Source organism: Vibrio wakamikoensis (assembly GCF_050337275.1).
In the GTDB taxonomy this organism is placed as follows: Bacteria; Pseudomonadota; Gammaproteobacteria; order Enterobacterales; family Vibrionaceae; genus Vibrio; species Vibrio chaetopteri.
The window spans coordinates 25,529-39,481 of the sequence record NZ_JAKJST010000020.1 but is presented as its reverse complement, the minus strand read 5'-3'; the positions used below and the strand labels follow the sequence as shown (position 1 = coordinate 39,481).

Below are 13,953 nucleotides of genomic sequence, written 5' to 3'. Positions count from 1 at the left end.
GTGCAAACTTGGGCTTAGTGATAGACTTAGCCCAGTTGTAACGCACGGAGTGCTGAATGAAACCCATCAAAAATCTCGCGCAATACTATGTCGACCTATTGGTGAAACTCGGTATTGTGCGCTTCTCTATTATATTGGCGCTAGCTCTTGTCGCCTTGGCCGTTGTGGTTCAGGTTGGCATTACCTTGGTACTCAATGGACGCGTTGATGATATCGACATTGTTCGCTCGGTGTTCTTTGGACTATTGATCACCCCTTGGGCGGTCTATTTCCTGTCAGTTGTGGTCGATCAGCTTGAAGAATCTCGTCAGCGTCTCGCTAAGATGGTGTCTAAGCTCAAGGAGATGCGCTCACGCGACCAAGATCTTAACCATAAACTTCAGCAAAACATTCGTAAGCTCAACCAAGAGATTGAAGAGCGTCAAAAAGCGGAAGAGGCTCGTGAAGAAGCGATGAAAGATCTCGAAAACGAAGTCTTTCAACGTGAACGTACCCAGCTTGAACTTGCGGAACGAACCGCGCTGCTGCGCTCGTTCATCGATGCATCACCAGACCTTATTTACTACCGCAATGCAGAAGGTGTGTTCTCTGGCTGTAACAAGGCAATGGAGGAGCTTACCGGTCGTAAAGAGCAAGACTTGGTCGGCCTCACTCCATGGGATGTCTATTCAGAAGAAGTCGCTAAACAAGTCGTGGAAACCGACCACAAGGTGATGGGTGATAATCAGGCACTGACGTATGAGCAGTGGCTGGAATACCCTGATGGCAAAAAATGCTTCTATGAGCTTCGTAAAGTGCCGTTCTACAGTAAGGATGGTCGCCATCTCGGGCTGGTGGGCTTTGGCCGTGATATCACCGAGCGTAAACGCCATGCTGAGTCATTGGAAAAGGCGAGCAGAGACAAGACCACATTTATCTCAACCATCAGTCACGAGCTTCGCACACCGCTCAACGGCATTGTTGGCTTAAGCCGCATGCTCCTAGATGGGCAGTTGGATGGTGAGCAGCGCAAGCAGCTGCAAACGATTAACGTCAGCGCCATCACTCTTGGTCATATCTTTAACGATATTATCGACATGGATAAGTTTGATAGACGCAAGCTTGAGCTATTCCCAGAGCCGTTGAACTTTGAAGATTTTGTCGCAGAGCTAGAGAGTATCTCAGGCTTGATGGCGGAGCAAAAAGGGCTGCGTTTCGACCTTGAGAGGCTAACCGACCTGCCGGAAGGCGTCGTCGTTGATGCAACGCGTCTACGTCAGGTAATTTGGAACTTGGTGAGCAATGCCATGAAGTTCACTAAGCAGGGCGGCGTGGTAATGACCATCAGCGCGGATATCGAGGATGGCCGCGCGTACATTACGATCGAAATTGAAGATACCGGTATCGGCATTCCGCAAAAAGAGCTCGATAAAATTTTTGCTATGTACTACCAGGTGAAGTCGGGCAAAGACAACCTGCACGCGGTTGGTACTGGTATTGGCCTTGCGGTATCGAAACAGCTTATCCAAATGATGGATGGCGATATTACGGTCGATAGTGAAGAGGGCTTTGGCAGTACGTTCACTGTGACCATCAATGTTCCATGTGCCGATGAAATGCAGCTTGCACCGGTTGAGGTGAAGCGACAAGGTAGCCTGCGTATTTTCTTACTGGAAGATATTGAACTTAACATAACCGTCGCACGTTCTTTGCTAGAGAGCCTTGGTCATAGCGTCGAAGTTGCCATGACGGGTGAAGAAGCGTTAGCGAACTTTAATCCAGCAAGTTTTGATTTAGCGCTGCTGGATATTCAGCTTCCAGATATGACGGGTTTCGATGTCGCCCAGGAGCTAAGATCTCGTTATTCTGAGGTACCACCGCTTGTGGCACTCACAGCCAATGTGCTCAAAGATAAGCAGGAGTACCTGACAAACGGCATGGATGATGCCATTAGTAAACCGCTCAGCGTGAAAGCGCTCACAGAAGTGATTAACAAATGTCACGGTGACGACACCTTGCAAGAGCCGCAACCAGAGGAAAAAGAAGTGGAAACGAATATCAACAGTGAAGTATTTAATCGCTTACTCGATCTGGACATGCTGGAGTCGTATGTCGATATTGTTGGCAGTGCACCCGTACTCGATAGCATCACAATGTTTGAGCAGATGATGCCAGACTATATCGATATCCTCGACTCAAATATGACGGCCAAAGATCAGCCTGGTATCGCCTCTGAAGCGCATAAGATAAAAGGCGCGGCAGGGTCGATTGGTCTTAAGCGTATTCAGTCGATTGCTCAAAAAGCACAGTCCCCAGAGCTTCCAGCTTGGTGGGAGAATATCGAAGATTGGGTTGAAGAGATCAAAAACGAGTATCAGAATGATATTCAGATACTAAAATCGTGGTTGGAAAGTAGGGAATCAAAATGAAAAAAATAGTCTCAGCGGTCGCACTTTCTATCGCTCTTATTGGTTGTGCGTCATCACCAACAGGAAATGCTATCTGGGCATCCAGCGATACTGTCATGGTTGAAAAAGAAGCGGTGCGTTTAGAGTCGACGCTTTGGATTGATATGATGCCCAAAGTAGGGGAAACGTCGGCGCTGTTAAAAGAGCAAAATCTCTATGGGGCGCTCTATCTGCGTACCGATAAGCAGCTGCCTGCTGGGATGGACGTGAGTAAAGTCGTACTTAAGCAGGACGACATGGTATGGGAATTTGAAGGTGATGATTTTGAGTTGAGAACTCAATCAGAAAGTCAATGGGAAGTGGCGTTCAACTGGCAGCTTGAAGTCAACATCACCAAGCCTATCGATGTGGCGGTGCAGCTAACCGATAGTGGCCGCGAAATCTGGGTAGTCAACGGTGAAGTGCCAGTGGATACCGTGTATTAAGCTTTGCTTGTGAATAGTCAGAGAAAAACAAAAAGGGACGCGAATGCGTCCCTTTTCCATATTCAATAATCGATGGTCGATTACTCTTCTAGATCACCACAGAAGCGGTAACCTTCACCGTGAATCGTAGCGATGATTTCTGGTGTACCAGATACTGATTCAAAGTGCTTACGAATACGACGAATAGTTACGTCTACAGTGCGGTCATGTGGCTTAAGCTCACGACCAGTCATCTTCTTAAGAAGGTCGGCACGAGTTTGGATCTTGCCTGGGTTCTCACAGAAGTGCAGCAGTGCACGGAACTCAGAGCGTGGCAGCTTATAGCTGTCGCCGCTTGGGCTAACGAGTGAACGGCTGTTGATATCTAGAACCCAACCATTGAACTCGTATTTTTCAACGCTGCGTTTTTCTTCTGTCGCTGCGCCGCTGCTCATAGAGCGAGTCAGTAGGTTGCGTGCACGGATAGTCAGTTCACGTGGGTTAAATGGTTTAGTGATGTAATCATCAGCACCAATCTCTAGGCCAAGGATTTTATCAACTTCGTTGTCACGACCAGTTAGGAACATAAGAGCAACGTTAGCTTGCTCACGTAGTTCACGTGCTAGCAGTAGACCATTCTTACCAGGAAGGTTGATATCCATGATAACTAGGTTTACAGAGTTTTCTGACATCACCTGGTGCATTTCCTGACCGTCGCTGGCCTCGAATACAGCGTATCCTTCTGCTTCAAAAATGCTTTTTAGGGTGTTACGGGTTACTTGCTCATCTTCAACAATAAGAATCTGCGGGCTTTGCATCGGCGGTACCTAAATTAAACTTGTGAAAATTCTGTCTGTAGTAGAATAAATTCTAGGCAAAAAGTTAACATATAGGTAATGTTTCTTGGAGCTTTTACTCACCATCACTGAAACAGTTACGTTTTACGTCGCCATCCATGATGTTGCCAAAAAACGAGAAATCCCTGTAATCTCTTATTATTCTGCTAGGTCATTGAGGCGAATTCTATAATGTTAACAGCATGCTAACAATGGTCAAATGTTAATTCCATGCAGTTTGTTGATTTAAATCAATAGGCGCTTTGTAACAAATATTAATAGTATTGGGCAGAGGCTAAATTTTAGATAGTATGAGTATCGATGCACAACTTTGGAGTGCTTATTCAAGCATTGTGATGCGGTTTCTCACTGAGTGGGAATGCGAGAGCTACGCTGTTATAACGGCTTTTAACCCACGAAGCCGTAAGCTGAGTGATGAAGAAAACTGCATAAAAAACCGAGAGCTAGAACGAAATTTAGCAGATTTTCATCATGTAAGTGTAAACGTTGGTGACCCCAGCTTTGAGTGGGTGGAAGCGAGTTTTGCAGTGGACATCTCGTTTTCACAAGCGTGTGAGTTAGCGCAAAAATATGAGCAAAATGCCATCTACTGGGTCGAAAATGGTGTACTGTTTCTGGTCTCCTGTGATGAAGACCAGACGAAAAAAAATTTAGGCTTGCTGAGTCAGTACGTGCGTCAATGACCGTTTGGCTGGGCAAGTGAAAAGGGATTTTACTTTAATGCTCTCTAAAGGTGCGGCTATTTTTGCGTCTATTGAGCTATTATCACGGAGGAAACATGAGAGATATCACACCTGATATTTGTGACCAACACGAAGACAAAGTGATGCTGCTGAACATACCACTGCAAAACTTTGGTCAACGCGCTGCCTTTTGGGGCGAGATTGTCACGGTACGTTGTTACCACGACAATTCCATGGTGCGAGAAGTGTTAGGCCACGATGGAAAAGGGAAAGTACTCTTTGTTGATGGGAATGGCTCATGTGCGAAAGCGCTTTTGGGCGACCAGTTGGCGATCATGGCCATTGAGAATGGCTGGGAAGGCGTCATTGTTAATGGTGCCATTCGCGATGTTGCCGCAATGTCGGAGATGGATCTTGGGGTGAAAGCACTCGCAGCGTGTCCATTTAAGACGGAAAAGCGCGGAGCTGGGCAAATCAATGTCACACTGACCATGAACAATCAAATTGTTCAGCCTGGTCACTATGTGTATTCAGATTGGAATGGCGTGCTAATCAGTAAAGAAGCACTGGAATTTTAGTTTGTGAGCGATAACAGCAGTATCTAGATACTCAACTAAAAACGGAAACCTAGGCCGACTTCGACCCCTTGCTGAACCTTTTCAAAGTCAAAGGTGGCGTGAACGTCTAGGTTTTCTGTTAGCCTCATTCGGCTGGAAATCTCGGCCGCCATCGCACCTTGTGTTTCATTATTCTCTTCGTACTGATACCCGCGTAGCGTACTCTTCACAGAGATACGATCAGACACTTGATAGTTCACGCCACTTAAAAAACCACGATCATTGGTGATGTCTGAATTGTTGAGACGGGCACCAATGTAAACATCTAGAGAATCAAACACGGCATAAGAGTACCCACTATCAACGTTCCAAACATCAAATGAGTCTGCACCGCCGGATTTACTGCCGGAAGACAAGAAAAAGCTGTGGGGTGACTGGTTATGCTGAGAGGGAAGCGCTGGAAGCTCAACAGAGAGTGCAGAGGCGCTGAACAACAAACCACTAAAAAACAATAACGCTGAGGCGTATAAAGACACTGCTCTCATGGCACCACTCCTTGGTTATAGTTTTTATAGTTTATTGATTTCTAATTAAAGCACAGAATCTAAGCAAAAAGTTGTAAAACTATATAGCATTTAGTTATGTCTAAAGATCTCAAGTGCATATAAATGCAATAGTGGCTATTTTCATGGTTTTAAGAAAAAATCACATGATAAGCAACAAAAGCACAAATTTTGATTGACTAATCGCCAACAAATGCGGTACACGTATGGGTAAGCACATAACAGAATCTGAAGCACGACCTATTATGTTTAATCACCAGCACGTAGTAATGACCACCATTATTATTACCGACATTATCGTTGGGGCAGGCTGGTAGACGAAAGAAATTCAAAAACAAGGCCTGTATCACCGAGATACGGGCCTTTTTTTTACCTGTTTTGAGTATTTCGGGAGGAAAGGATGCGAGTACTAAAATTTGGAGGCTCATCGTTAGCCGATGCGGACCGTTTTTTAAGAGCGGCGGACATCATCGCCAACAATGCCCAGCAAGAAGACTTAGCCGTGGTGCTATCAGCACCAGGTAAAACGACCAACAAACTAGTAGCAGTCATTGAAACTGCACTCAAGAACAGTGAAGTTGAACTGCAAATCTCTGAACTAGAGACGTCATTCAATGAGTTGTTCTCCAACATTAAGAAAGTCCTCCCGAATATCGACAGCACAGATTTTGACAATCAAGTCAAAACATCGCTGTTCCAGCTTCACCAGTTCGTCCATGGCATTCGCCTTCTTGGCACTTGTCCAGATCATGTTAATGCTCGCATCATCTCTAAAGGTGAGCGCATTTCTATCCAGTTGATGAAAGCGGTGCTTATCGCGAAAGGCCAAGCGGCGGATCTTATCGACCCTGTGAAATACCTGTTTGCCAACGGCGACCACCTAGAAGCCATGGTTGACGTTGAAGTGTCGACTCAAAACTTCCGAGCGAATCCGCTTGCTGAGGGTGTTGTACACATCATGCCAGGTTTCACTGCAGGCAATGCTAAAGGTGAGTTAGTGACTCTAGGTCGTAATGGCTCGGACTACTCAGCAGCGGTACTAGCCGCATGCTTGCGTGCTGATTGCTGTGAAATCTGGACCGATGTCGATGGTGTTTACAACTGTGACCCTCGACTGGTTGACGATGCGCGCCTTCTTAAATCGCTTAGCTATCAAGAAGCGATGGAGCTCTCTTACTTCGGTGCTTCGGTACTTCACCCGAAAACTATTGCCCCAATTGCTCAGTTCCATATCCCTTGTCTTATCAAGAACTCCTTTAACCCACAGGGTGCGGGTACTTTGATCGGCCAAGACACTGGCGAAGACAACTTGCCAATTAAAGGTATCACCACGCTTTCTAACCTCATCATGGTTAACGTATCTGGCCCTGGTATGAAAGGCATGGTAGGTATGGCAAGCCGCGTATTTGGTGCGATGTCATCAGCGGGTGTGTCGATTGTTCTTATTACTCAATCTTCATCAGAGTACAGCATCAGCTTCTGTATTGAAGAGGAAGACAAGCTAGAAGCTGAGCGTGCGCTCAGTGAAGCATTCGAACTTGAGTTGAAAAACGGTCTACTTGAGCCAGTAGAGTTTATGGATGATGTTGCGATTGTGACGCTTGTGGGTGACGGTATGCGCACTTCTCGTGGCGTCGCATCTCAGTTCTTCTCATCACTTGCTGAAGTAAACGTCAACATTGTGGCTATCGCTCAGGGCTCATCAGAGCGCGCGATTTCAGCGGTTATTCCAGAAGATAAGATTTCTGAAGCCATCAAAGCTTGTCACGAAAACCTATTCAATTCTAAGCACTTCTTAGATGTGTTTGTTGTTGGTGTTGGCGGCGTAGGTGGTGAGTTGGTGGATCAAATCCAAAGACAGCAAGCGAAGCTGGCCGAGAAAGGCATCATCATTCGTGTTTGCGGTCTGGCAAACAGCAAAGGTGTATTACTTGATGGTAATGGTTTGCCGCTTGAGCAGTGGCGTGATCGCATGGGTGATGTCAGTGAAAAATTCACCGTCTCTAGCCTAGCTGCACTTGTTCAACGTAATCACATCATTAACCCTGTATTAGTGGACTGTACATCAAGCGAAGATATCGCTAACCAGTATGCTGAGTTCTTAGCTGCAGGTTTCCACGTAGTAACGCCAAACAAGAAAGCGAACACAGCAAGCATGTCATACTACCATCAGCTTCGCGATGTGGCTCGCAGCTCTCGCCGTAAGTTGATGTATGAAGCGACAGTGGGTGCAGGTCTGCCAGTTATCGAAAACTTACAGAACCTGATTGCCGCTGGTGACGAACTTGAGAAGTTCAACGGCATCCTGTCTGGCTCTCTATCATTCATCTTCGGTAAGTTGGATGAAGGACTAACACTAAGTCAAGCAACCAATGTTGCGAAAGATAAAGGCTTTACTGAGCCAGACCCACGTGACGATCTCTCGGGTATGGACGTGGCACGTAAGCTACTTATTTTGGCACGTGAAGCGGGTATGGCACTCGAGCTTGAAGATGTAGAAGTTGACCAAGCTCTGCCACCAGGCTTTGATGATTCTGGTTCTATCGATGAGTTCATGGCTCGATTACCAGAAGCTGATGCTTACTTTAGTGAGTTGGTAGAAAACGCAGCTAAAGAAGGCAAAGTATTGCGTTACGTTGGCGAGATCGCTGACGGTAAGTGCCGAGTTCGTATTGCAGCTGTCGATGAAAACGATCCGATGTTTAAGATCAAAGATGGCGAGAACGCACTGGCCTTCTACAGCCGTTACTATCAGCCAATTCCATTGGTTCTTCGCGGCTACGGTGCAGGTACAGAAGTCACGGCCGCGGGCGTGTTCTCTGATGTGATGCGTACGTTAGGCTGGAAACTAGGAGTATAAGATGAGTGATAGCGTTGTCGTTTATGCGCCTGCCTCGATTGGCAATGTGAGCGTTGGCTTTGATGTGTTGGGCGCGGCGGTATCACCTGTTGATGGTACCTTGCTTGGCGATTGTGTTGAGGTGAGACCGGGCGATAAGCCGTTCGATCTTGCGGCCAAAGGCAGTTTTGTTGATAAGCTGCCAAGCGATCCAAAAGAGAACATCGTTTACGATTGTTGGAAGGTTTATGCCCGTGAACTAGACAAAAAAGGTGTGGCACTCAAGCCTGTGTACATGACGCTTGAGAAGAACATGCCGATTGGTTCTGGACTAGGTTCAAGCGCCTGTTCTATTGTTGCTGCGCTCGACGCTTTGAACCAGTTCCACGGTAATCCACTGAATGAAACTGAGCTTCTCGCACTAATGGGCGAGATGGAAGGTCAAATTTCTGGTGGCATCCATTATGACAATGTGGCACCTTGCTACCTAGGTGGCGTGCAGTTGATGCTGGAAGAGTTAGGTATCATCAGCCAAGAAGTCCCCTGTTTCGATGAGTGGTACTGGGTTATGGCTTATCCAGGCATCAAGGTGTCAACTGCAGAAGCGCGTGAGATCCTACCATCTCAGTATCGCAGACAAGATATCATTGCCCATGGTCGCCACTTAGCTGGTTTTATCCATGCTTGTCACTCGAATCAACCTGAGCTGGCAGCGAAGATGATCAAAGATGTCATCGCCGAACCTTATCGCGCTAAACTGCTTCCAGGGTTTAGCAAAGCTCGTGAATACGCTGCGACCGCGGGCGCACTAGCAACAGGAATTTCAGGCAGCGGCCCGACGCTATTTAGCATCTGCAAAGATAAAGATGTCGCGGACAGAGTGGCTCGCTGGCTAGAAGAGAATTACGTACAAAATAACGAAGGATTCGTCCATGTTTGTCGTCTCGACAAGCAAGGCTCGAAGGTAACAGGAAGTAAGCTATGAAGCTGTACAACATCAAAGAGAACGACGAGCAAGTCTCGTTTGGCCAAGCCGTTCGCCAAGGCTTAGGTCGTAACCAAGGTCTATTTTTCCCATCTGAACTGCCAAAGTTCGATGATGTAGACGCACTTTTGGCAGAAGACTTTGTCACGCGTAGTGCAAAAATCTTGTCTGCGCTGATCGGTGATGAGCTTCCAGCAGAAAAAGTGAATGAGTTGGTCGACAATGCATTCCAGTTCCCAGCTCCTATCAATCAAGTAAAAGACGGCGTATACGCGCTTGAGCTTTTCCACGGCCCAACATTAGCGTTTAAAGACTTCGGTGGTCGCTTTATGGCTCAGTCTCTGGCTGCAGTCTCTGATGGTGGAAAGATCACTATCCTAACAGCGACATCCGGCGATACGGGTGCGGCAGTTGCTCATGCGTTTTACGGCATGGAAGACATCAATGTTGTTATCCTTTATCCAAAAGGTAAGATCAGCCCGCTGCAGGAAAAGCTATTCTGCACACTAGGTAAAAACATCCATACTGTAGCGATAGACGGCGACTTCGATGCCTGTCAGGCGTTGGTTAAGCAAGCCTTTGACGATGCAGCATTGCGTGAAGAGATCGGCCTTAACTCGGCGAACTCAATCAACATCAGCCGTCTGATGGCGCAAATTTGTTACTACTTCGAAGCGGCATCTCAGATGTCTAAACAACAGCGTGAGAACCTAGTGGTGTCGGTACCAAGTGGTAACTTTGGTAACTTAACGGCAGGTCTATTGGCGAAAGCACTAGGTCTTCCTATCAAACGCTTCATTGCGGCAACCAATGCCAACGATACCGTTCCTCGTTACCTAGAAACGGGCGAGTGGGATCCTAAGCCAACGGTTGCGACAACTTCAAATGCAATGGACGTAAGCCAGCCAAACAACTGGCCACGTATCGAAGAGCTATGCCAAATCAAAGGTTGGGGTCTAGATACGTTAGGTAAAGGCATGGTGACGGATGAGCAAAGTGCTGAGTCAGTGCGTGATCTCAATGCTCATGGCTACCTGTGTGAGCCACACGGCGCGATTGCTTACCGCCTGCTCGACGAGCAACTGCAAGAAGGCGAAACCGGCCTGTTCTTGTGTACTGCGCACCCAGCCAAGTTTAAAGAAGTGGTGGATGATATCCTCGAGTCAGACATCGACCTTCCAGGACCTCTAGCGAAACACGCAGTGATGGAGCTGTTATCTGAAGATCTTGATAACGACTTTGATGCACTGAAAGCCGTATTACGCCGAGTTCAGTAATCAGATTTGTTGGTATCAATGCCCGAGCCTATGCAGCTTGGGCATTTTTTTATCTTCAGTAAATGATAAAGAGCGGATAAACCGAATTGAAATCATTGACCTCAGGTTAGGTTGAGGTTTTATGCTTGTGGCCAATCAGCTTAATACCAAACAACAGGAACCCCCATGACACCAAACCAGTTGCAGCAGTACTTAGATAAATTGGATATCACGCTCTGTGGCGTAGATAGCGGTGTGGTGAGAAATACGTTTTTAGCCAGCAATGCCGATTTGAGCAAGCTGCAAAAAGCTCAACACCGCACGATCCCTTTTGAAAACTTTGATGTGTTTGCTGGTGACAGTATCAGTCTCGAATCTGAGGTGAGATTTGAAAAACTTGTCACGCACTCTCGCGGTGGCTACTGCTTTGAGGTCAATGCACTGTTTTTAGAAGTGCTTAAGACTTTAGGTTATCACGTTCAGCCTAAGCTTGCTCGCGTACACCTCTCTGGCACGCCATCGGGACGAAGCCATCAAGTGACGCTGGTGACGGTTAGTGAAGAGCAATGGGTTGTCGATGTCGGCTTTGGTTCGAATACGCCACGTGCGCCCATCAAGCTGGTGGCCAATGTTGAGCAACAGGCTGATTTCCAAGTGTTTCGGTTTATTGAGCTAGAGGACTTTGGCTACCTTTTACAGCGTAGAGTTGAAGAAGGGTGGCTGGATCTGTATAGCTTAGATTTAGCGTTTGCTGCAAAGGGCGACATCGAGCACGCCAATCACTATACATCGACTAGCCCCAATGCGGTGTTTACCCAGTCTATTACGGCGGCACTTGCTACTGCTGAGGGTAATGTGACGCTACTTGATACCACACTTCGTCATCGTCAGGGGGAGCAAGAAACTAAAGTGAGTGAGCTTGATAAACACGGTTATTTTGACGTTGTGGAGCGGGAGTTTGGGATAGTGGTACCTGAAGAAAAGCGAGCACTCATCTTAGCTCGGCTGTATTCATAAGCTGGTCACTGGGAGTGTGCTTTGGTGAGAATCTGTCTTTAAGAGCTGACTGAAGTTAAAAAGGCAAAGGGACACAATGCCCCTTGGTCTTTGATTGTGATTTCGTTGGGATCTTTCCAATTAGCTACTAAGTGTTTTTCGAAGCCCGATACGGCTGTGGCCTTTTGGAAAATCATCAAAGCGTGTGAATTCCACAAATCCCAGTTTTTGATAAAACACTGGCGCTTGCCAGCTTTGAGTCCACAACCAAAGCCCAGATAACTTGCTTATAATGGCATATTGCTCTGCGTGTTTCATCAGCTTACTGCCCATTCCTGTTCCTCGGCAGCGGTCATCGACCCAAAGTTCATCGATATACATCCAGTCCCAAAGAAGGTCTGCGGTCAATGCAGCAATTAGCTCACCATTGTTATCGCGAACTGTCCAATTGACATGCTGCTTGTCATAGTTTGGCGCTACCTGCATTTGACTATGAGACTCAAGACCTGCAGTAAGCTTACGTTGTGATTTGTCATCCAGGCGACCTTGGGTGAATTCGATATTAGGCATTGTGCACCTCTACTGCTTTATACGGGGGTTGGAAGATAGTGACCGCAAATAGTACTAGAGTTGATAGGCTTTTCCTATGAGTGTGAAAAAGCCCTCAACAGATGTTGAGGGCTTTAGAGTGTTCAGCTCAAATTTTGAGTTCAGTAGAACTTAGCGTTGAGGGATAACTTACGCCGTCTCTGTTTCACCGGTCGGTTTCTCTTCATCTGCCAGGTCAATATCACCTTTGCCTTTTGATTTCTTAATCACGTAGCCCGCGATAGAAAGTGAAGACACGATACCTAGGATGGTTGATAGCTGCATTGGCAGACCGAAGCCTAGTGTCGCGTTGTTCAGGATGAAGGTGATCACTACCGTTGTCATGAATACCGCTGGTACTGTGGTTACCCAGTGAAGCTTGTTGTGACGCAGCAGGTAAGCCGACGCAGTCCAAAGCATCATCACTGCTGTGGTTTGGTTTGCAAAACCGAAGTAGCGCCAGATAACACCGAAGTCTACTTGAGTTAGGATGCCACCGATAATGAACAGTGGGATAGCCATCATCAGGCGGTTACGCAGTGTCTTCTGCTCCATGTTGAAGTATTCAGCAAGGATAAGACGGCTTGAACGGAACGCTGTGTCACCAGAAGTAATCGGTAGGATAACCACACCTAGGAAGGCAAGCACACCACCAAACACACCCAGTAGACCGAATGACGCGCTGTAAACCACGTTACCAGGACCACCGTTCTTCACTGCTTCTGCAAGAGAATCGATAGAGCCGAAGAAAGATAGAGCCAGTGCACACCAGATTAGCGCGATAACACCTTCACCAATCATTGCACCGTAGAATACGAAGCGACCGTTCTTTTCATTTTCCATACAGCGAGCCATCAGCGGAGACTGGGTTGCGTGGAAGCCCGAGATAGCGCCACAAGCGATGGTGATGAATAGTGCAGGCCAAAGTGGCAGGTCATTCGGGTTCATGTTGGTAAACATGTCACTGATTTCAAAGCCGCCCATGATTTGGTGCTCGCTTGACAGTGCAACCGCCGTGATAAGGCCAACAGACATGAAGATAAGCAGCGCGCCGAACAGTGGGTAGAAACGGCCGATGATTTTATCTACAGGAACAATTGTCGCGATGATGTAGTACGCGAAAATAATCACTACCATAGTGGTCATGCTCATCGACATGTCCATTTGGTCGTTCACTAGGTTAGTAATCATGCCAGCTGGAGCTGAAACGAAAACCACACCAACCAGCAGTAATAGGACGATGGCAAAAATGTTCATAAAGTGTTTGGCGCCATTGCCTAAGTAACGACCGGTTATGGTAGGTACAGATGCACCGCCATTGCGAACAGACAGCATACCTGAGAAGTAATCGTGAACCGCACCTGCGAAGATACAGCCGATAACAATCCAAAGCATTGCTGCAGGACCATATAGAGCACCCATGATTGGGCCGAAGATAGGGCCGACACCTGCGATGTTCAGTAGTTGAACCAAGTAAACTTTCTTGGTTGACATTGGAACGTAATCCACACCGTCAGCTTTCGTATGAGCGGGGGTTTGACGTTTTTCGTTAATACCAAAGACCTTCTCAATGAAAGCCCCGTAGATAAAGTAGCCGCCAATCAAGGCTGCAACACAAGTTAAAAACCACAACATAACTGTTATCCCTAGTTTGTGATGACATTAATTTCTGGTAACTATTATAAAAATGATGAATTAACTCCACATTGGCTTATTCGGTCAGTGGCGAAATAGCTGATTAAGTGGTCAATAGCTAAGTTAAGTGGTTTTGCTGATAA

At 46.8% G+C, this 13,953-nt stretch carries 12 protein-coding genes; 8 read left to right on the top strand and 4 right to left on the bottom strand.

Annotated elements, in window-relative coordinates:
* The first annotated feature begins 56 nt into the window (after positions 1-56).
* Both arcB and L4C42_RS11580 read left to right on the top strand, forming a co-directional pair.
* Entirely contained in the window at positions 57-2,408 is a 2,352-nt protein-coding gene (arcB, locus tag L4C42_RS11585) for an aerobic respiration two-component sensor histidine kinase ArcB (RefSeq protein ID WP_353497878.1), read from the top strand.
* Positions 2,405-2,872 (top strand): hypothetical protein, encoded by a 468-nt coding sequence (locus L4C42_RS11580; protein WP_418641740.1) that lies wholly within the window; start codon positions 2,405-2,407, stop codon positions 2,870-2,872. The genes arcB and L4C42_RS11580 overlap by 4 nt, the downstream gene beginning before the upstream one ends.
* 80 nt (positions 2,873-2,952) lie before the next feature.
* Here L4C42_RS11580 and arcA read toward each other — a convergent pair whose 3' ends face one another.
* Positions 2,953-3,669, bottom strand: a complete 717-nt coding sequence (gene arcA, locus L4C42_RS11575) for a two-component system response regulator ArcA (RefSeq protein WP_112459845.1) — start codon at positions 3,667-3,669, stop codon at positions 2,953-2,955.
* A gap of 329 nt (positions 3,670-3,998) precedes the next feature.
* Here arcA and L4C42_RS11570 point away from each other — a divergent pair, with 329 nt between their 5' ends.
* Both L4C42_RS11570 and L4C42_RS11565 read left to right on the top strand, forming a co-directional pair.
* Positions 3,999-4,391 (top strand): DUF3293 domain-containing protein, encoded by a 393-nt coding sequence (locus L4C42_RS11570; protein WP_353497880.1) that lies wholly within the window; start codon positions 3,999-4,001, stop codon positions 4,389-4,391.
* Between the two features lie 95 nt (positions 4,392-4,486).
* Positions 4,487-4,969, top strand: a complete 483-nt coding sequence (locus L4C42_RS11565) for a putative 4-hydroxy-4-methyl-2-oxoglutarate aldolase (RefSeq protein ID WP_353497881.1) — start codon at positions 4,487-4,489, stop codon at positions 4,967-4,969.
* 35 nt (positions 4,970-5,004) lie between these two features.
* Here L4C42_RS11565 and L4C42_RS11560 read toward each other — a convergent pair whose 3' ends face one another.
* On the bottom strand, positions 5,005-5,493 hold the full coding sequence (locus L4C42_RS11560) for a ribonuclease regulator (RefSeq protein ID WP_353497882.1): 489 nt from the start codon (positions 5,491-5,493) through the stop codon (positions 5,005-5,007).
* A gap of 418 nt (positions 5,494-5,911) precedes the next feature.
* On the opposite strand from L4C42_RS11560, the gene thrA reads away from it, so the two are divergent.
* The 4 genes from thrA (at position 5,912) to L4C42_RS11540 (ending at position 11,608) form a co-directional block, all read left to right on the top strand.
* A complete protein-coding gene (gene thrA, locus L4C42_RS11555) occupies positions 5,912-8,371 on the top strand; it encodes a bifunctional aspartate kinase/homoserine dehydrogenase I (RefSeq protein WP_429760591.1) in 2,460 nt (819 codons plus the stop codon).
* A 1-nt stretch (position 8,372) separates the two neighbouring features.
* On the top strand, positions 8,373-9,335 hold the full coding sequence (gene thrB / locus L4C42_RS11550; protein WP_353497884.1) for a homoserine kinase: 963 nt from the start codon (positions 8,373-8,375) through the stop codon (positions 9,333-9,335).
* Complete coding sequence (thrC, locus tag L4C42_RS11545) at positions 9,332-10,612, top strand: threonine synthase (protein WP_418641739.1); 1,281 nt, start codon at positions 9,332-9,334, stop codon at positions 10,610-10,612. The genes thrB and thrC overlap by 4 nt, the downstream gene beginning before the upstream one ends.
* Positions 10,613-10,777: 165 nt before the next feature.
* A complete protein-coding gene (locus L4C42_RS11540) occupies positions 10,778-11,608 on the top strand; it encodes an arylamine N-acetyltransferase family protein (protein WP_353497886.1) in 831 nt (276 codons plus the stop codon).
* 120 nt (positions 11,609-11,728) lie between these two features.
* Here the strand turns inward: L4C42_RS11540 and L4C42_RS11535 are convergent, their stop codons facing one another.
* Both L4C42_RS11535 and L4C42_RS11530 read right to left on the bottom strand, forming a co-directional pair.
* The gene (locus tag L4C42_RS11535; protein ID WP_353497887.1) at positions 11,729-12,157 is read right to left on the bottom strand and encodes a GNAT family N-acetyltransferase; all 429 of its coding nucleotides are present in this window, start codon (positions 12,155-12,157) and stop codon (positions 11,729-11,731) included.
* 168 nt (positions 12,158-12,325) lie between these two features.
* The gene (locus tag L4C42_RS11530; protein WP_353497888.1) at positions 12,326-13,810 is read right to left on the bottom strand and encodes a carbon starvation CstA family protein; all 1,485 of its coding nucleotides are present in this window, start codon (positions 13,808-13,810) and stop codon (positions 12,326-12,328) included.
* Between the last annotated feature and the right edge of the window lie 143 nt (positions 13,811-13,953).

What these genes read in the sequence shown, in the direction of transcription:
- arcB (WP_353497878.1), top strand. Translation starts at nt 57, where the DNA reads ATGAAACCCATCAAAAATCTCGCGCAATACTATGTCGACCTATTGGTG.
- L4C42_RS11580 (WP_418641740.1), top strand. Translation starts at nt 2,405, where the DNA reads ATGAAAAAAATAGTCTCAGCGGTCGCACTTTCTATCGCTCTTATTGGT.
- arcA (WP_112459845.1), bottom strand. Translation starts at nt 3,669, where the DNA reads ATGCAAAGCCCGCAGATTCTTATTGTTGAAGATGAGCAAGTAACCCGT.
- L4C42_RS11570 (WP_353497880.1), top strand. Translation starts at nt 3,999, where the DNA reads ATGAGTATCGATGCACAACTTTGGAGTGCTTATTCAAGCATTGTGATG.
- L4C42_RS11565 (WP_353497881.1), top strand. Translation starts at nt 4,487, where the DNA reads ATGAGAGATATCACACCTGATATTTGTGACCAACACGAAGACAAAGTG.
- L4C42_RS11560 (WP_353497882.1), bottom strand. Translation starts at nt 5,493, where the DNA reads ATGAGAGCAGTGTCTTTATACGCCTCAGCGTTATTGTTTTTTAGTGGT.
- thrA (WP_429760591.1), top strand. Translation starts at nt 5,912, where the DNA reads ATGCGAGTACTAAAATTTGGAGGCTCATCGTTAGCCGATGCGGACCGT.
- thrB (WP_353497884.1), top strand. Translation starts at nt 8,373, where the DNA reads ATGAGTGATAGCGTTGTCGTTTATGCGCCTGCCTCGATTGGCAATGTG.
- thrC (WP_418641739.1), top strand. Translation starts at nt 9,332, where the DNA reads ATGAAGCTGTACAACATCAAAGAGAACGACGAGCAAGTCTCGTTTGGC.
- L4C42_RS11540 (WP_353497886.1), top strand. Translation starts at nt 10,778, where the DNA reads ATGACACCAAACCAGTTGCAGCAGTACTTAGATAAATTGGATATCACG.
- L4C42_RS11535 (WP_353497887.1), bottom strand. Translation starts at nt 12,157, where the DNA reads ATGCCTAATATCGAATTCACCCAAGGTCGCCTGGATGACAAATCACAA.
- L4C42_RS11530 (WP_353497888.1), bottom strand. Translation starts at nt 13,810, where the DNA reads ATGTTGTGGTTTTTAACTTGTGTTGCAGCCTTGATTGGCGGCTACTTT.